The 21,443-nt window shown below is 41.0% G+C and carries 21 protein-coding genes; 18 read left to right on the top strand and 3 right to left on the bottom strand.

Annotated features, from left to right (window positions below):
- Nucleotides 1-25: 25 nt before the first annotated feature.
- Nucleotides 26-718 (bottom strand): LrgB family protein, encoded by a 693-nt coding sequence (locus NKF87_RS11205; RefSeq protein WP_173791853.1) that lies wholly within the window; start codon nucleotides 716-718, stop codon nucleotides 26-28.
- Complete coding sequence (locus NKF87_RS11200) at nucleotides 711-1,070, bottom strand: CidA/LrgA family protein (protein WP_006426152.1); 360 nt, start codon at nucleotides 1,068-1,070, stop codon at nucleotides 711-713. Before NKF87_RS11200 ends, NKF87_RS11205 begins: the two co-directional genes overlap by 8 nt.
- A 293-nt stretch (nucleotides 1,071-1,363) precedes the next feature.
- On the opposite strand from NKF87_RS11200, the gene NKF87_RS11195 reads away from it, so the two are divergent.
- The 7 genes from NKF87_RS11195 (at nucleotide 1,364) to NKF87_RS11165 (ending at nucleotide 8,936) form a co-directional block, all read left to right on the top strand.
- A complete protein-coding gene (locus NKF87_RS11195) occupies nucleotides 1,364-2,116 on the top strand; it encodes an ABC transporter ATP-binding protein (protein WP_006426151.1) in 753 nt (250 codons plus the stop codon).
- Complete coding sequence (locus NKF87_RS11190; protein ID WP_117597720.1) at nucleotides 2,082-3,656, top strand: COG1361 S-layer family protein; 1,575 nt, start codon at nucleotides 2,082-2,084, stop codon at nucleotides 3,654-3,656. The genes NKF87_RS11195 and NKF87_RS11190 overlap by 35 nt, the downstream gene beginning before the upstream one ends.
- The gene (locus tag NKF87_RS11185; protein WP_117597719.1) at nucleotides 3,619-5,046 is read left to right on the top strand and encodes an ABC transporter permease; all 1,428 of its coding nucleotides are present in this window, start codon (nucleotides 3,619-3,621) and stop codon (nucleotides 5,044-5,046) included. Before NKF87_RS11190 ends, NKF87_RS11185 begins: the two co-directional genes overlap by 38 nt.
- Before the next feature lie 386 nt (nucleotides 5,047-5,432).
- Entirely contained in the window at nucleotides 5,433-5,756 is a 324-nt protein-coding gene (locus NKF87_RS11180) for a hypothetical protein (protein ID WP_117597718.1), read from the top strand.
- Nucleotides 5,757-5,788: 32 nt separating this feature from the next.
- On the top strand, nucleotides 5,789-7,771 hold the full coding sequence (locus NKF87_RS11175; RefSeq protein ID WP_253583569.1) for a hypothetical protein: 1,983 nt from the start codon (nucleotides 5,789-5,791) through the stop codon (nucleotides 7,769-7,771).
- On the top strand, nucleotides 7,761-8,522 hold the full coding sequence (locus NKF87_RS11170; protein ID WP_055283674.1) for an ABC transporter ATP-binding protein: 762 nt from the start codon (nucleotides 7,761-7,763) through the stop codon (nucleotides 8,520-8,522). Before NKF87_RS11175 ends, NKF87_RS11170 begins: the two co-directional genes overlap by 11 nt.
- Before the next feature lie 84 nt (nucleotides 8,523-8,606).
- Nucleotides 8,607-8,936: a PadR family transcriptional regulator gene (locus NKF87_RS11165; RefSeq protein WP_117597716.1), complete on the top strand. Its 330-nt coding sequence runs from the start codon at nucleotides 8,607-8,609 to the stop codon at nucleotides 8,934-8,936.
- 61 nt (nucleotides 8,937-8,997) lie between these two features.
- Here the strand turns inward: NKF87_RS11165 and NKF87_RS11160 are convergent, their stop codons facing one another.
- The gene (locus tag NKF87_RS11160; RefSeq protein WP_006427348.1) at nucleotides 8,998-9,261 is read right to left on the bottom strand and encodes a hypothetical protein; all 264 of its coding nucleotides are present in this window, start codon (nucleotides 9,259-9,261) and stop codon (nucleotides 8,998-9,000) included.
- 198 nt (nucleotides 9,262-9,459) lie between these two features.
- On the opposite strand from NKF87_RS11160, the gene NKF87_RS11155 reads away from it, so the two are divergent.
- The 11 genes from NKF87_RS11155 (at nucleotide 9,460) to NKF87_RS11105 (ending at nucleotide 21,425) form a co-directional block, all read left to right on the top strand.
- Nucleotides 9,460-10,308 (top strand): aldo/keto reductase, encoded by an 849-nt coding sequence (locus tag NKF87_RS11155; protein ID WP_215721185.1) that lies wholly within the window; start codon nucleotides 9,460-9,462, stop codon nucleotides 10,306-10,308.
- Between the two features lie 147 nt (nucleotides 10,309-10,455).
- The gene (locus tag NKF87_RS11150) at nucleotides 10,456-11,520 is read left to right on the top strand and encodes a PTS transporter subunit IIC (protein ID WP_117597714.1); all 1,065 of its coding nucleotides are present in this window, start codon (nucleotides 10,456-10,458) and stop codon (nucleotides 11,518-11,520) included.
- A 108-nt stretch (nucleotides 11,521-11,628) separates the two neighbouring features.
- Nucleotides 11,629-12,153, top strand: coding sequence for a cob(I)yrinic acid a,c-diamide adenosyltransferase (locus tag NKF87_RS11145; protein ID WP_028088485.1), 525 nt, complete (start codon nucleotides 11,629-11,631; stop codon nucleotides 12,151-12,153).
- Between the two features lie 164 nt (nucleotides 12,154-12,317).
- Nucleotides 12,318-13,028, top strand: coding sequence for a GTP pyrophosphokinase (locus NKF87_RS11140; protein WP_055283683.1), 711 nt, complete (start codon nucleotides 12,318-12,320; stop codon nucleotides 13,026-13,028).
- Between the two features lie 143 nt (nucleotides 13,029-13,171).
- Nucleotides 13,172-13,831 (top strand): PHP domain-containing protein, encoded by a 660-nt coding sequence (locus NKF87_RS11135; RefSeq protein WP_117597713.1) that lies wholly within the window; start codon nucleotides 13,172-13,174, stop codon nucleotides 13,829-13,831.
- A 115-nt stretch (nucleotides 13,832-13,946) separates the two neighbouring features.
- Complete coding sequence (yedF, locus tag NKF87_RS11130) at nucleotides 13,947-14,552, top strand: sulfurtransferase-like selenium metabolism protein YedF (RefSeq protein ID WP_028088482.1); 606 nt, start codon at nucleotides 13,947-13,949, stop codon at nucleotides 14,550-14,552.
- 167 nt (nucleotides 14,553-14,719) lie between these two features.
- A complete protein-coding gene (gene selD / locus NKF87_RS11125) occupies nucleotides 14,720-15,760 on the top strand; it encodes a selenide, water dikinase SelD (RefSeq protein ID WP_171029302.1) in 1,041 nt (346 codons plus the stop codon).
- 39 nt (nucleotides 15,761-15,799) lie between these two features.
- Nucleotides 15,800-17,218, top strand: a complete 1,419-nt coding sequence (selA, locus tag NKF87_RS11120; protein WP_117597711.1) for an L-seryl-tRNA(Sec) selenium transferase — start codon at nucleotides 15,800-15,802, stop codon at nucleotides 17,216-17,218.
- 15 nt (nucleotides 17,219-17,233) lie between these two features.
- Entirely contained in the window at nucleotides 17,234-19,147 is a 1,914-nt protein-coding gene (gene selB / locus NKF87_RS11115; protein ID WP_117597710.1) for a selenocysteine-specific translation elongation factor, read from the top strand.
- Nucleotides 19,147-20,058, top strand: coding sequence for a selenium metabolism-associated LysR family transcriptional regulator (locus NKF87_RS11110; RefSeq protein WP_117597709.1), 912 nt, complete (start codon nucleotides 19,147-19,149; stop codon nucleotides 20,056-20,058). Before selB ends, NKF87_RS11110 begins: the two co-directional genes overlap by 1 nt.
- A 227-nt stretch (nucleotides 20,059-20,285) precedes the next feature.
- Nucleotides 20,286-21,425, top strand: coding sequence for an aminotransferase class V-fold PLP-dependent enzyme (locus NKF87_RS11105; RefSeq protein ID WP_117597708.1), 1,140 nt, complete (start codon nucleotides 20,286-20,288; stop codon nucleotides 21,423-21,425).
- Nucleotides 21,426-21,443 lie beyond the last annotated feature (18 nt).

The following is a 21,443-nucleotide window of genomic DNA, read 5'->3' as shown; positions in this document are numbered from 1 at the left end:
CTCCATTTATCTGATTCATAATACATTAATATAACTGATAGAAGATCGTTGCACCGATAACCGTCATAAGTCCGGCAACAGCGATAGAAAGGCTGCTCATAGCACCTTCGATCTCTCCTATCTCCATAGCTTTGGCCGTTCCCATGGCATGGGAAGCCGTTCCGATGGCGAGACCTGTGGCAATCGGATGCCTGATCCCGCACAGCCGGCAGATCACATCACCGAACATATTTCCGATGATTCCGGTAATGATGATAGCTGCAACGGTGATCGTAACGATTCCACCAAGCTCCTCAGAGATTCCCATTCCGATCGCTGTCGTGATAGACTTCGGAAGCAGGGTTGCATAGATCTTCTTATCCAGATGGAATAACATCGAGAAGACCCATACACCGGCCAGACTGGTGAATACACCGGAGAGAATACCGGCAAGGATAGCTTTCATATTCTTTTTCAACAGTCCCATCTGCTGATGCAGCGGAATTGCAAGGCAGACGGTAGAAGGTGTCAGCAGATAGCTGAGTAACGAAGAACCATCTTCATATACTTCATATTTAATATTGGTAACTTTCAAAATAATAATCACAAATACAATTGAGATCAGCAGTGGATTGCAGAGCGCAAGCTTTGTCTTTTGTCGGAGAATGATACCGATCTCATATCCGATCAGGCTGATTGCCAGACAGAAAAATGCTGAATCCTGTAATAATTTACTCATGTTTTTTGTCCTCTTTCTTTAAGATAAACTGTGCAATACGTCCGCTTACGGCCATAACAAGGATGGTTGTAACGACGATAATAATACTGATCGGAATGATGACTGGCTTTAAAGCACCCCAGGAAACCATAAGTCCGACTCCGGCAGGGATAAAAAGCATTGGCATGATTTCAATCAGAAATCCTCCGGCTTCATTTACTGCATTGAGTGGAAGTATACCGGTCTGTAAACCGATCAGCATAAGAACGAGGCCGTAGATGCTGGCCGGAACCGGGAGCGGCAGTAATGCGTGCAACAGTTCTCCGACGAATGAGATCGCCAGGATGATCATAAATTGTCTTACAAACTTCATGTGTTCCTCCCTATATCTTGTGAATCATAAGATATCCACTTTACTTTGGTGAAATTGTCCTACCAATTATACCACTTCTGAAATAATATGCACGGAAAATCTTAGCGAAAATTGTATAAAATATAATACGTTTGATATGGCGCAAGAATTTAAACGGCATAAATGAGAAATATTATCTGAACGGTCGGAGGTATTAAGAAAATCTTCATAATTTATAAGAGGAAGTCTTTATATTTTTATAGTAAAATGAATCCATATTCTGAAAAGTCTGAAAAACGACAGAGAGGAGGAGTATGAGGAAGGTAATTGAAGTCAGGAATCTATACAAGCTGTACCGTGTTGGTGATGAGTTTGTACGCGCACTGGATGGTGTGGATTTTGAGATATATGAAGGAGAGTTTTGCGCAATTGTCGGGACCTCCGGTTCCGGTAAATCAACACTTCTGAATATGCTGGCGGGGCTGGAAAAACCGACAAAGGGAGAGGTCATCATTGCGGGAAAGCATATTGAAAAGTTAAATGAAGAACAATTGGTGACATTCCGGCGGGATCATGTGGGATTCATCTTTCAGTCATTTCATCTGATGGGAACGTTGAATGCGGTGGAAAATGTAGCATTGCCGCTTAGCTTCCGCGGCGTTCCAAGAGATGTAAGAGTACGAAAAGCCAATGAGATGTTAGATCTGGTAAAACTTGGAAAGCATAAGAAGCATCTGCCGAACCAGATGTCGGGCGGACAGCAGCAGAGAGTGGGAGTTGCCAGGGCACTGGTAGTAGATCCGGATATTATATTTGCCGATGAGCCGACAGGAAATTTGGATTCCCATACATCGGAAGAAGTCATGGAACTGATGCAGCGGGTGGTCAGAGAGCAGAAGAAGACACTGGTCATGGTCACACATGATGATCATCTGGCAACTTATGCGGACAGGGTATTTCATATCCGGGACGGCAGGATCATTAAGATAGAAGATAACCGATGGAAAAAAGGGAAAGAAGAGGGAGGAAGACATGCAGAAACGAATACAGAAAGAGACAGGAAATAATTGCTTGAAAAGAATCATTGTTGCCTTTCTGGCAGTGATCATGATGACAACTATGCTGCATCCGCAGATGGTACAGGCTGCAACAGGAATTACGATCGAGTCAAAAGACAATAAGGTGCTGACGTATAAAGCGGGAGAAAAGAAGACATGGACATTTACTGTAACGAATCATTCGGGGAATCCGATGAATAATGTAACGGTAACACCGGATCTTGGAGATGACAATGATGTATGGCCATTCAAAACAGAGATGCAGAGTTACCAGCAGAACATTGGAACCCTGGAAAACGGAAAATCAAAAGATGTGGCGTTTGATTTTACTCAGAGAGAAGATGTTCAGACTTCACGCTATACTTTAAAGTTCAAGGTTACGGCAGACGGACAGGAAGAAGCAGAAAAGCAGTTCTATGTGAATACCACAGCAAAGCCGGTACAGAAAGACACACAGGATAATAAAGACAACAAAGATACAGATGACGGCAAGGATACAGGAAAAGGCAATGGAGCAGGCAGTGGTTCTGACACATCTTACCAGATACCGGATGCCGGCGGTTACAGTAACGGAGAAGCAGCTTACAGCGGAGGAGCCGGTGGAAGTACGGATGGAGGTGCAGCTTCGGGAAATGGTTCTGTTCCGCGTGTGATCGTAACCGGATTTACAACCGATCCGGCAGAAGTCCGTGCGGGCAGTAATTTCAAGTTAACGATCCATCTGAAAAATACATCCAGGATGAAAGTCAGCAATATGCTGTTCGATCTTTCAGCACCGACAGAAGTCAGCGATGAACAGACGACATCACCGGCATTCCTTCCATCATCCGGTGCAAGCTCCATCTATCTGGACAGCATTGCTCCGAATGGAACAGCCGATATTAGTATCGAACTGAATGCAAAATCAGATCTTCTTCAGAAGCCATACAATATGGAACTTTCCATGAAATATGAAGATCCGAATGCTACGCAGGTAGAAGGATCGTCAAGTATCTCTATTCCGGTGAAGCAGGATGCAAGATTTGAAATCAGCGATTTTGAGATCAGTCCGCAGAGCGTTGCTGTCGGTGAAGAAGCAAATGTGATGTGTAGTCTTTATAATCTGGGACGGATCAAGCTCTATAATGTAAAAGCTACATTTGAAGGAAAGAATATCAAAAAGTCGGAAGTATTTATTGGAAATATAGAATCCGGTGCAACCGGTTCGATTGATGCCATGCTGGAAGGAAAGAAAATATCGGATGGTCCGGCGAAGGTAACGATGACACTTAGTTATGAAGATGAATCGGGAAACATTTCAACAACCACGAAAGATCTGAATCTGGAAGTGACAGAAAAAGTGGATGATGATGAGGCGGCAGCTTCCGATATGCCGGAGGAGACACAGAAAAGTTTTCCTGTAATTCCGGTTGTAATCGCAGCAGTGGTCATTGCAGTGGTGGCAGCAGTCGTAATACTTAAGAAGCGCAAAAAGAAACAGCTGGCAGAGATTGAAGAGGAGGAGTTATTGGATGAACTGGAACGATCTTCTGAGGATGAGCATCAATAGTCTGCGGAGAAGGAAACTCCGTACATTTCTGACGGTCCTTGGTGTGTTGATCGGTACAGCTTCGATTGTAGTGATGATCTCACTCGGACTTGGTATGCAGCAGTCCCTTTATAAGGAAGTGGAACAGTCGGGAGGTCTGACCAGTATCACTGTGACCGGATCGGACAACAGTGACGGTATGACGACAGAAAGTATGGGATCAGGACAGGAGACAGAAAAAAGGATAGATGACCAGTTGGTTGAAAAGATCAGTAAAATGGATCATGTGAAATTAGCTGCACCAATCTATGAGACTTCGGTGATCCTGCTGAAAGGCTCCTATATGGCGTATGTCCAGTTGCAAGGAATGACACCGGAAGGCCTGAAATCCCTAAATATGGATCTTGGAGATGGAACGCTCCCAAAGACCGGAACAGGACATCTGGAGCTGATATTCGGAAATGGCGTGATCACTGATTTTTATGAAACAGGAAGCGGCAACGGATATTATGATACCGGGAAAGTCCCGAATATCAATCTGATGAAAGATTCTCTTTTCATGATCACGGATACAGAGAATTACAATAGTGACAGCAGCGCAGCCTTTGGAGACAGTGCAGACAGAACAGCAGGGGCAGGGAGCCAGTCAGATTCCGGAACCGGGCAGACAAAACCTGTCCAAAAATATGTAGTAAGGGCAAGCGGTGTGATAAATGGCGGCCTGGATGACTATTCCAATAATTATGACAGTGTATTTTGTGACCTGGAGACTTTAAAGCAGTTATTGCGGAAAGAATATGCAGGCAAAGTCATTCCGGGACAGCCGAAGACCAAAGCTGGAAAGGCATTAAAAGGCTTCTATTATACGTCATTAAAAGTGAAAGCAGACGATATAGATCACGTGAATGAGGTCGCTGATGTAATCCGTAATATGGGATATAATGTTGAGACTAATGCGGAATATCTGGACAGTATGAAGAGTCAGTTCGCGATTGTACAGGCGGTGCTCGGAGGTATTGGTGCGGTGTCATTACTGGTAGCTGCAATCGGAATTGCAAATACGATGATGATGTCCATTTATGAACGGACAAAGGAAATCGGTGTGATGAAGGTACTTGGATGCAGTCTTAGGAATATCCGGGAAATGTTCCTGCTGGAAGCAGCGTTTATAGGTCTTCTCGGAGGAATTGCCGGAAATATTCTAAGCTTCGTAATGTCAGTAGCCATTAATATAATTGTTGGAAGCAGCGGTGCTATGTCGATGGGAACAGACAGCACGATATCTTATATTCCGTGGTGGCTTGTGCTGATGTCCATGGTATTTGCAGTGCTGGTCGGAGTGCTGGCGGGATATTTCCCGGCGAAACGGGCAATGAAGCTGAGTCCACTTGCCGCGATCAGGAATGAATAGGGAATAAGATTTTTATAATAAATAAAATATAAAATTACAATGAAAGAAGAAGGTGTAAGGCAGATTGCTAGACATCTTCTTTTTTCTTGTCATATGTTCGAAAGAAGTGCAGGTAGTAGGTTTTCTGTATATAGAGGAAGAGCAGGAAAGATAATAATTATGTACAAATGATGAGTGTTAAATTGTTATATATAATGTAAAAATATATAATTAAAATATTGACATATATCGAAAAAAGATATATATTCAAAATAGATAATAAAAACAAAAGAAGTAATTGTAACATACACAATTGAATCGGAAAGGAGCTGAGAAGTATAAAGATAACATTAGGAAAATAGATGTTACAGTCTTTCTGTTGTTAAAAAGTAAGGAGGCATTAAATTATGAAGAAATTAGGAAATGCTATTTTAATGATTGATATTCCATTTAATATTGCGGGAATTATATTGTGCATGTGGAGAATTAATATTATGTTGCACTCTGATCTGCAGAGACTAATAGACGAGGAGGGAGGCATAGGAACGGCTAATACATTAATTGTTGTTGGTGCGGTATGTTGTTGTATGTTTTTAGTATTGAATATTATATGTGCGGTGGGACGTGCAAGAAATAAAGAATCAATGATTGCAGAAGGAATGACTGGAATTTCATTTTTAATAAAAATAATGTGTGTTATCTTTTTTGCAGTATACAGATTATTCTTATAATTATAATTCGAAGAGGGATGGGGGGAAGAAGTATGAACAGGTTGTTTCGAGATATATTAAGAGAAAATAAGAATGATTATATTCGAACAGTTTTAGGATGTAGCTGGATTATTTCATTAATATATTTTTCGACAGCAGTGGGTGGCTGTCTTTCATACATATCAACAGGATCCATCCCTCAAATGACATATTTGATCATGGAAGTAGAAAAAGAATTTCTTATTCCATATGGTTTACTGTTGATCCTGCTGATCTTACTGTTGAGCGGATACATAAGAAAAAGGGCCGTTATATACAAAACGTTAACTGTATTCGGAATGAAAAGAAAGCATAAATACAGATTTATTTTGTTCGAATATCTGGGAATTGTTGGATTCAGTATGATATTAGGAATCGTATTAGGAATTTATGAATCAAAGGGCTTAAAAATTATTTTAGAATATTTTTTTGCCAATATAAAGGGACATATTCAATATGGTGAGACTCCGCTGAAACTTACATTAATTATCAGTTTTTTGATTTTTGGAATGGGATTTATTGTTTGTGATCAGGCAATCTCATGTCTGGGAATTGATTATCTTATCAGTAATGAAAGTGAGACAAGACAAAGAACAAAGGTAAATATTAAAATGTGCTTTGTGACAATTATTATGGCTGGAATTACGATTATATCCATTATGACATACTGGGGTAAAAGCGGTAATACGATTCCAACCTTGTTGGCAGTTATTACAATATTACTCTTTTTATATTTTTATGGTGCTTATTTTATAAAGCGTTTTGAAAGAGGAAAAGGGTATTATAAGAAAATTCTCTGGATAGATGACTGGTGTGGCAATTTTTACAGGCATATTAATATCTCGTATATAGTAGGAGTGTTTATATATATTGTTATATTCACGTTTTCCTTTGAAATTATTAATACGCTGCCCATTGTACAAAAAGATAATTATCCGTATGATCTGGTATGGGGAGCAAATAAAACCGATAAAGATTTTTTAAACCAATTGGAAAAGAAATATGGAATTGAAGTCAAATGTATTCCGGATATAAGGGTTACATCAGGTGACTATGGAGAACATACAGGAATATCAGCTTCAGAATATCAGAAACTTACAGGTGAAAAACTGAAATTGCATAATCATGAAATATATGTTGTATATCAACGAAATAAAGCGGAATACGGAACACTTGGAATAGATTATGGGAAAAAAGAACCGAGATTATATATAGGAAATTCGGATGCAGATATTTGGGTGTACACGATGCGGGTTATGCCCAGTAATCAATTTATACGAGATTATAGGATTGTTGGTACTACAAATAGAATTATAACCGGTAATTTTAAAAGCAGACAATTAGAAGAAAGCGGAATAAAAGGAAATGTTTTTGAAGAGATTATTGTATTTTCAGATGAAGAATATGAAAGAATCAGTAAAACGGCCAGAGGATCTGATTTAACAGTTGCAATCAATATTCCACAGAATTATAGCCGGGTAGTAAATGATATATATAAATATGCAGAGAAAAATTCACAGGTGAATTTTTTCGATTATAAATATGGCAATCTGATTTATGAGAAGAAAGAACTGATCGTAGAGGAACAAGAAGCAAATATGTTAAAAGTAAGTGCAATGATAATTAACATTATTACATTGGTTATTTGTATTATATTTACTTTGTACAATAATATTGCAAGCTATAAAAATAAAATGAGATGGAAGTATACGTTCTTTTACCGGCAGGGAATGGATAAGATGAAAATAAAAAGCCATTTAAAGCGGGAAATATTACTAACAACAGAAATTGCATGTATAAGTAGTATACCGTTTGCGGGTATTATGGTTTTGATAAAAATATTGTATAAGGATTTGAACACATATTGGACGATACGTTATATAGGAGAAAGTTTGCTGGTAGTTGTTGTATTGACAATAGTCATCCATTTCATGGTATATGGTATGGCAAGTAATGTTTATAAACAGATTGAAAGGAGCATTCAAAATGAGCAGTAATATTGTATTGGATGTTAGAAGGGTTGAAAAAAATTACAATACGACAACGCAAGAAGGAAAAGAAAATATTTATTCTGTTTTAAAAGGAATATCCTTTCAAGTTCATAAAGGGGAATTCATAAGTATCATGGGAAGTTCAGGATGTGGAAAAACCACACTTTTGAAAATCATTGGAATGCTTAACGAACCGAGTAAAGGAACTGTGCTATATAAAGGGAAAAACATACAGGAAATATATGGAGAAAATCTTGCCAGGATACGAAGAACAGAGATTGCATTTGTATTTCAAGATTATTATTTGATGAATAGTCTCACCGTAAAAGACAATATTATGCTGCCATTGATTTTGAATGAAAATGATTTAAAAGAAGGTATTAAATCTGTTAGAAAGATAGCTGCTGAATTTGGTATATCCAACTTATTGGATAAATATCCATATGAATTGTCAGGTGGTGAAAAACAAAGAACGGCTATTTGTAGAGCAATGATAGAAAATCCTGAATTGATACTGGCTGATGAACCAACTGGAAATCTTGATTCAAATACTTCTTTGCAGGTGATAAAGACATTGGTTCATATTAATGAAACATTAAATAAAACTGTAGTAATGGTAACACATGATCCTAAAATGGCAAGTTATGGGAAAAGAACACTTTTTCTAAAAGATGGAGTAATATTGGACTCTCTGATAAAGAAAGAATCAAATGAAAAATATTATGAAAAAATTTTAAATAAAATGGTTCAGATATAAAATGGAAGCAGGTTGAAAAATGATTAGGGTTAAGGTATTATAAAATAATTGGTGAGTATGTTAACGCTAGTGAGGAGTGAAAGCATGAAAGTTAATAAAAACATGGTTTCTGGTAATTCAGCAATGCTGGTTTTAAAACTTTTGTCAGAAAAGGATATGTACGGGTATGAGATGATTGATGCTTTGGCAAAAAAATCGAATAATATTTTTGAACTTAAAGTCGGTGCTTTGTATCCAATGCTGCATGGAATGGTACAGTCGGGATATTTGGAATCTTATAATCAGGAAGTTAACGGAAAATTACGTAAATATTATTGCATTACAGTCAATGGAAAAAAATATCTGGAAAGAATGATCGAAGAATGGAATGCGTATAGAAATGCAATGAATGACGTACTATGTCAGACAGTATAAATTACAGAAAATAGAATTATAGTTATACAGCCCGGAGCAAAAAACTCTCGGGCTGTGATTTTTATTCTTCAATAATATGAATCTCCAGATAATCAAAATCAATGGAATCTACAAAGTTATCCTGATAGAATCTTGTCTTGTCATGTCTTTTGAATTCATCAATATTATGATCCAGCCAGATCGGTTTGCTGAGGTCGAACTCATAACAGATCGAGTCCAGAGCATTGAATATCTTATGCGTTCTGGTGTCATCCGTCTCATCGCAGATTACGGTGTCGCGCAGCATATGATTGTCTTTAAATTCTTTTCCCCATAAACGGAACATATGAAGTCCTCCTGTTCGTGTGTATATTTGGATTTTCAGATTGGAAAATCTAAAGAATATTACAATTTGATATTCCAAGTATACAGGGAATCAAAAATAAAGTAAAGACGGGATTGCATGGAAAAAACAGTAAGGCAATAGTATAATAATGTATGTGTCAGACAATCAGAAAACATTAGATGAGGAGGAAGAGATATAATGAAAAGTTTAACGGATACATTTCAGTTGAGAAATAAAGTAGAAATTCCGTGTATCGGATATGGAACATGGAAGACACCGGATGGAGAGACTGCTTCCGTAAGTGTAAAAACTGCAATTGAACTGGGATATAGGCATATTGATACAGCGGCGGCATATGGAAATGAAACCAGTGTAGGAGAGGGAATCCGGGAAAGTGGAATTTCAAGGGAGCAGTTGTTTGTCACAAGCAAAGTATGGAATACGGAACGTGGTTATGAAAAGACACTTCATGCTTTTGAAAAAACATGTCAGGACCTGGGAACGGATTACCTGGATTTGTATCTGATACACTGGCCGGCTTCTGTGAATCAGTTTGAAAACTGGGAAGAGATAAATATTTCTACATGGAAAGCAATGATGGAGCTTTATAAAGAGGGCAGGATAAGAGCAATCGGAGTATCTAATTTTATGCCGCATCATCTGAAGGCTCTGATGGAGACAGAAATCATTCCAATGGTTGATCAAATTGAATTTCATCCGGGATGGATGCAGAGTGAAACTGTAAAATATTGTAAAGAGAATATGATACAGGTAGAAGCATGGAGTCCGCTGGGAAACGGACGGGTATTAAATCATCCAAATTTACAGCAGATTGCACAGAAATACGGAAAAACAGTTGCACAAATATGTATTCGCTGGTGTCTGCAGCATCAGGTGCTGCCATTATCGAAATCGGTAACACCATCCCGGATAAAAGAAAATTCAGAAGTCTTTGATTTTTCATTATTACCGGAGGATATGGAACAGATAGACAAAATAGAGAACTTCGGGAACTCTGGTTCACATCCGGATAAGATTAATTTTTGACAGAAACAAAACAATTCTTGTTTTTCCTGTAGCTGTATGATACACTCGTGACATGTGACAAGACACATGTAAATGCAAACGAAATATCTGTAAATCAGCACTGATCGACAAAAAATAGCAGATAAGGAAGGACGAGGAGAACGTTATATGAAAAAAGTAAAGAAAGTATTAGACCGCATCTTCATTGAAGGCTTAAGCGCCATGGCGCACGGTCTGTTCGCAACACTGATCATCGGCACGATCATCCAGCAGATCGGAACATTTATGGGCGGAAATATCGGAGAGATGATTTTCATCGCAGGTAAGCTTGCAGCAACCCTTACCGGAGCCGGTATTGGTGTGGCAGTAGCCTATAAGTTTAAGGAAGCACCGCTGGTAGTGGTGTCGGCAGCAACGGCCGGAATGGCAGGTGCATTTGCAAGCAGTATCCTGGCCGGAAAGGTATTCGTAGACGGAGCTATGGTATTTGCCGGACCGGGAGAGCCGCTGGGAGCGTTCATTGCTGCCTATGTGGGAATCTTCTTCGGACATATGGTATCCGGTAAGACGAAGGTGGATATTCTGGTGACTCCGGTCGTGACGATCGGAAGTGGATGTCTGGTGGGATTCCTGATCGGACCTCCAATCTCGGGATTCATGAGCTGGCTTGGTTCACTGATCAACTGGGGAACAGAGCAGCAGCCGTTTTTGATGGGGATTATTGTATCGGTACTGATGGGAATGATCCTGACACTGCCAATCAGTTCGGCAGCACTTGGTGTGATCCTGAATCTGTCCGGTCTGGCAGCAGGAGCCGCAACAGTAGGATGCTGCTGTAATATGGTAGGATTTGCCGTGGCAAGTTACCGTGAGAACAAAGTCGGGGGACTTCTGGCACAGGGGATCGGCACTTCCATGTTACAGGTTCCGAATATTGTGAAGAAACCGGTAATCTGGCTTCCGGCAATTATATCGAGCGCAATTCTCGGACCGGTAGGAACAATGGTGCTTCATATGACGAATAATGCGACCGGTTCCGGTATGGGGACAGCAGGTCTGGTGGGACAGATCATGACGTGGCAGACGATGATCCAGACAGAGTCCGCACAGATGGTTCTGATCAAAATATTACTGATCCAGATCGTACTTCCGGCAGTCGTGACACTTGGTATTTCGGAATTCATGAGAAAGAAAGACTGGATTAAGACCGGAGATATGAAACTGGAATTTTAGAGAAACTACCTGTATTTACATTTTCGGTGTAAACGATTATAATGTCCTGTAGAATGAATGTGAGTTCAGATTTTACAGAGATATTTAGGAGAAAGCAGGTAGAAAGTTATGATGGGCACTGGAAGAATTCATATGTATTACGGAGATGGCAAGGGAAAGACAACAGCAGCAGTCGGACAGGCAGTCAGAGCCGCCGGAGCCGGACTTCAGGTGCTCTTCTTTCAGTTCCTGAAAGATAATTCTTCAAATGAGAGAAAGATTCTGGAATCTGTACCCGGGATCACCTGCCTTCCGGGGCGTGATCAGGTAAAGTTTGTAAGCCGGATGAACGGAGATGAGAAAGCGGAACTCCGCCATTATAATAATAAAGCGTTGGATGAGATCGTAAAGTTCTGTACGAATTTTGATGTGCTAGTGCTGGATGAATCGCTGTGTGCGATCCATCTGAATGTCTTAAGTGAAGAGAAGATCAGAAGTTTTCTGGAACATAAGCCGCGTGGACTGGAGATCATTATGACAGGGCATGAGGTATCGCAGGATCTTCTGGATCTGGCAGATTATGCGACGATGATGATGAAGGTAAAGCATCCGTATGACCGTAAGGTACAGGCGAGAGAAGGAATTGAATTTTAAAAAATGAGTGGAGAGAGGCTGTCTGAGGATAGCTTCTTTTTGTTTTACATATGTATAATCTTTCTAAAATAAATGTGAAAAATAAGACATATTAGCAGTACTTATGGTATAATATTAACAGTGCTGGTTTAACTCTTCGTTAAGAGAGGAGAGAGAACATTTATATGGAAAATACGATGAAGAACTATGAAGATGTCGACAGTTGGAAGACGATCATGTTCCTGTATAATTCAGCGTTGAAAGAAGTGGGGACAAAGCTGGAGATACTGAATGATGAATTTCAACATGTGCATAAATACAACCCGATCGAACATATCAAGACAAGAATTAAGACACCGGAAAGTATTGTAAAGAAGTTACGCAGGTATGGTTACGAGATATCGATTGAGAACATGGTAAAATATATCAATGATATTGCAGGAGTACGCCTGATCTGTTCCTTTACGTCGGATATTTACCGGCTGGCAGAGATGATCGGCAATCAGAGTGATCTGAAAGTATTGTCGATCAAAGATTATATTAAGAATCCAAAAGAAAGTGGATATAAGAGCTATCATATGCTGGTATCTGTACCGATATTTCTTTCTGACAGCGTTGTAGATACCAAGGTAGAGATTCAGATCCGTACGATCGCAATGGATTTCTGGGCAAGTCTGGAACATAAGATCTATTATAAATTCGAAGGAGATGCGCCGGAGTATATCAGCAGGGATCTGAGAGAATGTGCAGAGATGGTATCAACGCTGGATGAAAAGATGCTGTCTTTGAATGAAGCAATCAAAGAATGTCTGGAGAAACAGGAAGAGTTAAATATAAGTACAAAGACAAAAGAGACGAACAGGCAGGATCAACGGGTTCTGCAGGGCCTGGATTAATATCTGGGCCTTTTATATAGAATTCATCTATAAGGGAATGGTTATATTAAGATTCTCTATTTGAAACCCGGAGCGGTTATTTATATAATGAGGAGTGAGAGAAAAGCTTGTAATATAAAGGAAGATTAAAGGAGCCGGGAAACATGTTTATAGATACACACATGCACGAAATGACCTGTTCAAAAGACAGTTTCTTAAAATTAGAACAGATGGTGGAAATTGCCAGGGAGAAAGGTCTTGGCGCAATCTGCATCACAGACCATGATGATATGGGACTGAAAGAATATGCGGAAGAATATGCGGAAAAAACCGGATTTCCGATCTTTGTCGGGATCGAGTTTTTCTCTTTGCAGGGAGACATCATCGCATTTGGAATTGAGGAATACCCGGATGAAAGGATTCCGGCCCAGGAGTTTATAGATCTTGTAAAGAGTCAGGGAGGCTTCTGCTTTGCGGCACATCCATTCCGGAATAATAACAGAGGTCTGGAAGAGAACTTAAGGACAGTAAGAGGCCTGGACGGTCTGGAAGTCCTGAATGGAAGTACTTCTGTAGCAGCGTGCCAGAAGGCAGCAAGATATGCACAGGAACTTGGACTTTGTACGATGGGATCCAGTGACTGTCATGTTCCGGAGAAAGTCGGCGTCTGTGCGACCTGGTTCCCGGAAGAAATAAGGACAATGGAAGAGTTTATGAAAGCTCTGAAAAAAGGTGGTATGAAACCGGCGTATTATGAAGATGGATCATACCATATACTTGAGGTACAAGAGTATGGGAATGGCTATCCGGAGATAGGATTCTAAGGATAGACGTTTTCAGGCTTTTATATAATTTATATATTTACCTTTTCCATAAATAATGATAGAATATTTCTATATGTATTGATTGTGGGAATGGTGATGGAAAGGTGGAATCATTATGATTACAGTTAATGCTATGGGGGATAATTGTCCAATCCCGGTTATTAAGACCAAAAAGGCAATAGCTGCACTGACCGGACCGGAGACAATTGAAGTTCTGGTTGACAATGAGATCGCAGTGCAGAATGTAACAAAGATGGCATCAGGTTCAGGAGGAAAAGTTACTTCTGAGAAGCTTGGGGATGCCGAGTTTAAAGTTACGATTGAAATGGAAGGAGCACCGGCAGCAGACGAAGCAGAAGCAGTATGCGTACCGGATGCAAGAGACAATACAGTTGTTGTTGTATCATCTGACCGTATGGGATCTGGAAATGATGAATTAGGTAAAGTACTGATCAAAGGATTTATCTTTGCAGTGACACAGCTTGATACTCTGCCAAAGACAATGCTTTTCTATAATGGAGGAGCAACCTTGACAACAGAAGATTCGGATTCTCTGGAAGATCTGAAATCACTGGAAGCACAGGGAGTAGAGATCATGACATGTGGAACCTGTCTGGATTACTATGGTCTGAAAGACAAGCTTGCAGTTGGTACAGTTACGAATATGTATAGCATTGTGGAGACAATGGCAAAAGCAGGAAGAATCGTCAGACCGTCATAAATTTACTTACATATCTGGATAAAAGCCGGATTCCTGAAGAAAGATGCAGGAGTTCCGGCTTTCTTATAATATCATGTATGTATAATGAATACAAAAATCCGGGCGTGTCAGAGAGATAAATGGATTGTCTTGGGAAAAAGGTATGAAAAACAGGAGGAGTAATAAGAATGAAATCAGATGTAAAATTAACGAGTTTAAGCAAAACCGCAGGTTGAGCGGCCAAGATTGGTCCGGAGACCCTTGCTCAGGTTCTGAGTAAGCTGCCAAAATTTGAGGATGACAATTTAATAGTAGGAATCGAGACTTCCGATGATGCTGCCATCTACAAAGTGACAGATGATATTGCGATGATTCAGACGGTTGATTTCTTTACTCCGATCGTAGATGATCCATATATGTTCGGACAGATCGCCGCGGCCAACTCGCTCAGTGATGTGTGGGCGATGGGAGGAGAGCCGGCAGTAGCATTGAACATCGTAGGTTTCCCGAACTGCCTGGATCCGGCGATCCTTGGCGATATTCTTGCGGGAGGTGCAGATAAGGTAAAAGAAGCAGGTGCGGTATTAGTCGGCGGTCATTCGGTACAGGATGATGAGCCAAAATACGGTCTCTGCGTATCCGGATTTGTTCACCCGGATAAGATCTTTAAGAATTATGGCTGTAGACCTGGCGATATATTGATTCTTACAAAACAGATCGGAAGTGGTATCGTGAATACTGCGATCAAAGCAGAGATGGCATCGCCATCGGCAATCCGCGAGGCACAGACGGTTATGGCATCCTTGAATAAGACAGGCAAGCAGGTTGTAGAGAAGTATGATGTTTCCGCATGTACGGATATTACAGGTTTTGGACTGCTTGGACACTGTGTTGAGATGGCATCCGCAAGTGATGTGACATTTGAACTCAGCGTTACCGACATTGCATATCTTCAGGATGCATATGATTATGCGAAGATGGGACTGGTTCCGGCAGGTGCCTATAAGAACAAGAGATATTCGATTGATAAGGTGGAAGTAGGATCGGTGAATGAGACATATTTAGATCTTCTTTATGATCCACAGACTTCCGGCGGACTTCTCATCAGTGTATCACCAAAAGAATATGAGAATATGATGAGAGATTTTAAAACATCAGGACTGGATACAACCGTTTCCGTAATCGGAACAGTTGCGCCAAAGAGTGATAAGCTGATCCGGTTATTCTAAAATTAATATTTGAAAAGAATGACAGAATGGAGAAGTATAATGAATAAGAATTTATTATATCGGAGTATTCCGAAGGTGGATATTCTTCTTGCAGACGAAGGGATAAAAGTATTGATTGAGACATACAGCCGTGAAAGCGTCATGGAAGCGATCCACAGTGAGATGGAAAAACTCCGTGCATTTATCGGAGTGTGTGAAGAGGAAGAAAAAGCAAAACAGCAGATTGCTCTTCTGAATGAAAATATCGCAAAAGCCGTATCTGCAATGCATACACCGAATATGAAGAAAGTGATCAATGGAACGGGAACCATCCTGCATACGAATCTTGGCCGTGCCCCGATAAGCTTCGAGCATATGATGAGGGCAGCTGAGATCGTCAGTGGATATTCGAACCTGGAATATAATCTGGAAGCAGGAAGAAGAGGAGAGCGGTATTCACATTTTGAAAAATTACTGTGTAAGTTAACCGGTGCAGAAGCTGCCATGGCGGTCAATAATAATGCATCTTCCGTGCTTTTGATCTTAAGTTCCCTGGCAAAAGGCGGGGAAGTGATTGTTTCCAGAGGGGAACTGATCGAGATCGGCGGAAAGTTCCGTATTCCGGATGTAATGGAACAGAGCGGTGCAAATCTTGTCGAAGTCGGAACGACGAATAAGACGCATTATGAAGATTACGAAGAGGCAATTACAGAAGAGACAAAGGCACTTCTGAAGGTGCACACCAGCAATTACCGGATTGTCGGATTTACAGAAAGTGTGGGAATTGACGAACTGGTACCGATTGCAAAGGAACATGGGATTCCAGTAGTAGAAGATCTTGGAAGCGGTGTGTTGATCAATTTGGAAAAATATGGACTGACGCATGAGCCTACTGTACAGGAATCCATTGCACATGGTGCTGATGTGGTGTGTTTCAGTGGTGACAAACTGCTGGGCGGTCCACAGGCCGGAATTATCATTGGTAAGAAGAAATATATTGATATGATGAAGAAGAACCAGCTGACCCGTGCACTCCGTATTGATAAATTTACGGCGGCGGCACTGGAGATGGTTCTGATGGAGTATCTGTCAGAAGAGACAGCCGTACAGAATATTCCTGTTCTGCGGATGATCGCAATGCCGCTTGATGAGATTGAAAAAGAAGCGGGATATTTTGCCAGAATCTTACGCCGTACAGGAATGGATGCAAAGATACAGGTCGTGTCTTATGAATCACAGATCGGTGGAGGATCCCTTCCGCTTGAAAGGATGGAAAGCCGCGCCGTATCCATCCAGCCAAATGGTATGAGTGTAGCTGAGATGGAAGAAAAGATGCGGCATCTGGAGATCCCGATTATTCCAAGAACAGTCAATGACAGTATTTGTCTGGATGTCAGAACGATCGAACGCAAGGATTATAAGATGATCGCATCAGAACTGACGGAATTACTTGGACAGAAAGAAAAAGAAGAACGGTAGGTGTGAAAGAAGGCTATGAAGAATATTATTATCGGAACGGCCGGACACATTGATCATGGTAAGACGACACTGATCAAAGCACTGACCGGAAGAAATACAGACCGCTGGGAAGAAGAACAGCGCAGAGGAATTACGATCGATCTGGGGTTTACCTATTTTGATCTGCCGGGCGGAGACCGTGCGGGGATCATCGATGTACCCGGACATGAGAAATTTATCAACAATATGGTTGCCGGAGTTGTCGGAATGGACCTGGTACTTCTGGTAATTGCAGCGGATGAAGGAATCATGCCGCAGACAAGAGAACACATGGATATTTTGAATCTTCTCGGAATTGAGAAGAGTATCATTGTGCTGAATAAATGTGATCTTGTGGATGAAGAATGGCTGGAGATGATGGAAGAAGATGTGCGGGAGGAGCTTTCCGGTACTTTTCTGGAACATGCACCTCTGATAAAGGTATCTGCAGCAACGGGTGAAGGGCTTGGTGACCTGGTGAAAGAGATTGAGCATCAGACCAGAGATGAAGTTGTGCAGAAAGACATCCATACCATTCCGCGTCTGCCGATTGACAGAGTGTTCTCCCTGTCGGGATTCGGGACGATCATCACCGGAACACTGGTGTCTGGAACGATTACAAAAGAAGATACGCTTCAGATGTACCCGGTCGGAACAGAATGTAAGATCCGGAGCATCCAGGTGCACGGGGAAGATAAAAAAGAATGCTATGCCGGACAGCGCGTGGCGATCAATCTTTCAAATGTAAAGAAAAAAGAGATTAAAAGGGGATGTGTGCTGGCACCTCTGAACAGTATGAAGAATACAGATCTTCTCGATGTAAAGTTAAATGTGCTGGATTCATCCGTGAGAATCCTTACGAATCACACCCGGTTGCATTTCTTTACAGGAACCAGTGAAGTCCTGTGCCGTGCGGTACTTCTGGACAAAGAAGAGATCGGACCGGGGGAAAGCGGATATGTACAGCTCCGGATGGAGGAAGAAGTTGCTGTAAGACGTGGCGATAAATTTGTCGTACGTTTTTATTCTCCGATGGAAACCATTGGCGGCGGCGTCGTTCTGGAGCCGAATCCGAAGATTAAGAGAAGATTCCAGCCGGAAGTGATCGAAGAACTGAAACGGAAAGAAGAGGGGTCATCTGCGGATGTGATCGAAATGCATGTGAAGAGTCATGCAGATACCCTGATCACAGTCTCTGAACTTGCGAAACTGACGGCACTTTCACTCGAAGAGGTAGAACAGGATGTAAAAGAACTGGAAGGGCAGGGAAGTGTATATGTATTTCCGATGAGGAAAGATACATATGTATGGCACTACGATTCGGCAAGAGAGGCAGAACACATTTTGCTGAAAGCTCTGACAGAATACGAAGAGAAGTATCCATACCGCTACGGAATCAAGAAAGCACAGGTACAGACGACGTATTTTAAAAAAGTAAAAGCGAATGTATATGACAGAATCCTGACGCTCCTGGAAGAACAGGGAAGTTTGAAGAGAGTGGATGAATTTTTGAGCACTCCGGGATATGAAGTGAGAAAAGATAAGATCTATGACAGGGTATCGGAGATCATGCTGGATACATTTAAGAAGGCCGGGTTTGACTTTGCAAGATATTCCGAGATCACATGTAAAGATGTACCGCAGGAGATCATGGATGATATCCTGAATATCTTATTAGAAGAAAAGCAGATTGTAAAAATAAATGATGAAATGTATACACTGACTTCTTATATGGAGACTGCGAAAGAGAAGATCAGAGAACATCTGAAAGAAGATCCCCTGATCACGATCGCACAGGTGAGGGATATGTTTGCGACAAGCAGAAAGAGCGCAAAACCGATCCTGGAATACATGGACAGTATCAAGGTAACGAAGAAGACAGGAGCAGAGAGCGAAAGGGTGGCATACTAATGAATCTGAAACAATTAGAAGCTTTCGTTCAGGTAGCAGAGGGAGGCAGTTTTTCAAAGGCAGCAAAGCAGCTGTTCCTGACACAGCCGACCATCAGTGCACATATTTCGTCACTGGAGAAAGAACTGAATGCAAGGCTTTTTGTAAGAAACACAAAAGAAGTAAAATTATCGGACGATGGAAAGGATCTGTACCGCTATGCGAGACAGATGATCGATCTGCAGAAAAAAATAGAAGAACGGTTTGAAACAGGAAAAGAAGAGAGCAAGCATCTGATCACGATTGCAGCATCTACGATTCCGGCACAGTATATTCTTCCGAAAATTCTGATGAAATTCAATGAACGGTATCCGAAAGAACAGGTTAAACTTCTGGAGACAGACAGCAGTCAGGTGGTTACACAGATTATTGATCATATGGTAGATGTCGGATTTACCGGTACGGTTCTGGAGAAGAAACACTGTAAATATATCCCATTTTATAAAGATGAACTGGTTGTGATCACACCGAATACGGAGAAATATCAAAAGCTGTTGGAAGATATGCCGGATGATATCAGCTGGATTGGCGGGGAACATCTGATCATGCGTGAGGAAGGTTCCGGTACAAGAAAAGAAGCAGGAAAACAGCTCCGTGCGGCAGGAATCAATCTGGATAAGCTTAAGATTATCGCCAGTATCGAGAATCAGGAAACCATAAAAAAATCAGTCAAACAGGGAATGGGGATCTCTGTGATATCCAGGCTTGCGGCAGAAGATGAAGTGAAATATGGAGATCTTCTGGCATTCTCAATCCCAAAGGCAGATCAGGGACGGGATATCAACCTGGTATATAATAAGAATTATCAGATGTCAAAAAGTACCGAACGCTTTGTAAAGATAGTAAAAGAAGTATACGGAATTGAAGAGTAACCGATAATACGATTGATAACATGAACCCACTGTAATGATAGAAAAAATCTATTAATACGGTGGGTTCATATAATGTTTCAATTAGACGAAAAGAGGAAAATGGACTATACTGAAAGCATATGAATAATGTACAAATTTGTTCGGAAATAAATGAGTATTGTATAAACGGGGTGTTTTTATAATAATACTTGAATCATATGCGGGGAAGATATTAGGAGGAATCAAGTATGATATATATGGATAATGCTGCGACGACAATGCATAAGCCACAGGAAGTGATCGATGCAGTAGTAAACGCTATGAATTCAATGGGCAATGCCGGCCGCGGTGCAAGTGAGGCGGCACTCAGTGCATCCAGGGTTATCTATGATACAAGAGACAGACTGGCGGAATTGTTTGGGGCAGAAGATGCAAGACGGATTGCATTTACTTCGAATTCGACAGAGAGTCTGAATATTGCAATAAAGGGAAGCCTGAATCCGGGAGATCATGTGATCACAACTGTTTTGGAACATAATTCGGTGCTTCGTCCTTTATATGAGATGGAGAAAAATGGAGTAGAACTTTCCATTATAAGGTGTGATGAGAAGGGAATGCCTGACATTAGTCAGATGGAAGCTTCGATAAAAGAAAATACGAAGATGCTCATTTGTACAAATGGATCGAATCTTACAGGAAATTATGTAGATGTATCAGTCATAGGGAAGATGGCGCATGCACATGGACTGATGTTTGTGGTAGACGCATCTCAGACAGCAGGGGTTTTCCCGATTAATGTGCAGGAGATGAATATTGATATTCTGTGTTTTACCGGACATAAAGGACTGCTTGCACCACAGGGAACAGGTGGAATATATGTAAAAGAAGGAATAGAGTTAAGACCGCTGAAGACAGGCGGAAGCGGGATCCAGACATACAGTAAGGAACATCCGGTACAGATGCCGACAGCTTTGGAAGCAGGAACATTGAATGGGCATGGCATTGCGGGACTGCATGCGGCTCTTGGGTATCTGAAAAAAGAAGGAATAGACAATATCCGCAGAAAAGAACAGGAACTGATGTGGAGATTTTATAACGGGGTAAAAGATATCCCGGGCGTTAAGATTTATGGGGATTACAGTCAGAAAGAACGCTGTGCGATCGTAACTTTGAACATCGGTGATTATGATTCTTCAGAAGTGAGTGATGAGCTTCTTATGGAATATAACATTTCTACCAGATCAGGAGGACATTGTGCACCGCTTATGCATAAAGCACTCGGAACGGTAGAGCAGGGAGCTGTGAGATTCAGTTTCTCGCATTACAACACGGAGGAAGAAGTGGATGCAGCGGTAAGAGCTATCCACGAACTGGCAGAAGAACCGTAAATATGTATGAAAAATGAT

The organism is Dorea longicatena, from assembly GCF_024168045.1.
GTDB lineage: Bacteria > Bacillota > Clostridia > Lachnospirales > Lachnospiraceae > Dorea_A.
The sequence above is the reverse complement of the archived record's forward strand: the minus strand, read 5'-3'. Positions and strand labels throughout refer to the sequence as shown.

What these genes read in the sequence shown, in the direction of transcription:
- NKF87_RS11170 (WP_055283674.1), top strand. Translation starts at nt 7,761, where the DNA reads ATGAGCAGTAATATTGTATTGGATGTTAGAAGGGTTGAAAAAAATTAC.
- selB (WP_117597710.1), top strand. Translation starts at nt 17,234, where the DNA reads ATGAAGAATATTATTATCGGAACGGCCGGACACATTGATCATGGTAAG.
- NKF87_RS11150 (WP_117597714.1), top strand. Translation starts at nt 10,456, where the DNA reads ATGAAAAAAGTAAAGAAAGTATTAGACCGCATCTTCATTGAAGGCTTA.
- NKF87_RS11200 (WP_006426152.1), bottom strand. Translation starts at nt 1,070, where the DNA reads ATGAAGTTTGTAAGACAATTTATGATCATCCTGGCGATCTCATTCGTC.
- NKF87_RS11185 (WP_117597719.1), top strand. Translation starts at nt 3,619, where the DNA reads ATGAACTGGAACGATCTTCTGAGGATGAGCATCAATAGTCTGCGGAGA.
- NKF87_RS11180 (WP_117597718.1), top strand. Translation starts at nt 5,433, where the DNA reads ATGAAGAAATTAGGAAATGCTATTTTAATGATTGATATTCCATTTAAT.
- NKF87_RS11160 (WP_006427348.1), bottom strand. Translation starts at nt 9,261, where the DNA reads ATGTTCCGTTTATGGGGAAAAGAATTTAAAGACAATCATATGCTGCGC.
- NKF87_RS11135 (WP_117597713.1), top strand. Translation starts at nt 13,172, where the DNA reads ATGTTTATAGATACACACATGCACGAAATGACCTGTTCAAAAGACAGT.
- NKF87_RS11205 (WP_173791853.1), bottom strand. Translation starts at nt 718, where the DNA reads ATGAGTAAATTATTACAGGATTCAGCATTTTTCTGTCTGGCAATCAGC.
- NKF87_RS11110 (WP_117597709.1), top strand. Translation starts at nt 19,147, where the DNA reads ATGAATCTGAAACAATTAGAAGCTTTCGTTCAGGTAGCAGAGGGAGGC.
- NKF87_RS11190 (WP_117597720.1), top strand. Translation starts at nt 2,082, where the DNA reads ATGCAGAAACGAATACAGAAAGAGACAGGAAATAATTGCTTGAAAAGA.
- NKF87_RS11155 (WP_215721185.1), top strand. Translation starts at nt 9,460, where the DNA reads ATGAAAAGTTTAACGGATACATTTCAGTTGAGAAATAAAGTAGAAATT.
- NKF87_RS11165 (WP_117597716.1), top strand. Translation starts at nt 8,607, where the DNA reads ATGAAAGTTAATAAAAACATGGTTTCTGGTAATTCAGCAATGCTGGTT.
- NKF87_RS11140 (WP_055283683.1), top strand. Translation starts at nt 12,318, where the DNA reads ATGGAAAATACGATGAAGAACTATGAAGATGTCGACAGTTGGAAGACG.
- NKF87_RS11105 (WP_117597708.1), top strand. Translation starts at nt 20,286, where the DNA reads ATGATATATATGGATAATGCTGCGACGACAATGCATAAGCCACAGGAA.
- NKF87_RS11145 (WP_028088485.1), top strand. Translation starts at nt 11,629, where the DNA reads ATGATGGGCACTGGAAGAATTCATATGTATTACGGAGATGGCAAGGGA.
- NKF87_RS11175 (WP_253583569.1), top strand. Translation starts at nt 5,789, where the DNA reads ATGAACAGGTTGTTTCGAGATATATTAAGAGAAAATAAGAATGATTAT.
- selA (WP_117597711.1), top strand. Translation starts at nt 15,800, where the DNA reads ATGAATAAGAATTTATTATATCGGAGTATTCCGAAGGTGGATATTCTT.
- NKF87_RS11195 (WP_006426151.1), top strand. Translation starts at nt 1,364, where the DNA reads ATGAGGAAGGTAATTGAAGTCAGGAATCTATACAAGCTGTACCGTGTT.
- yedF (WP_028088482.1), top strand. Translation starts at nt 13,947, where the DNA reads ATGATTACAGTTAATGCTATGGGGGATAATTGTCCAATCCCGGTTATT.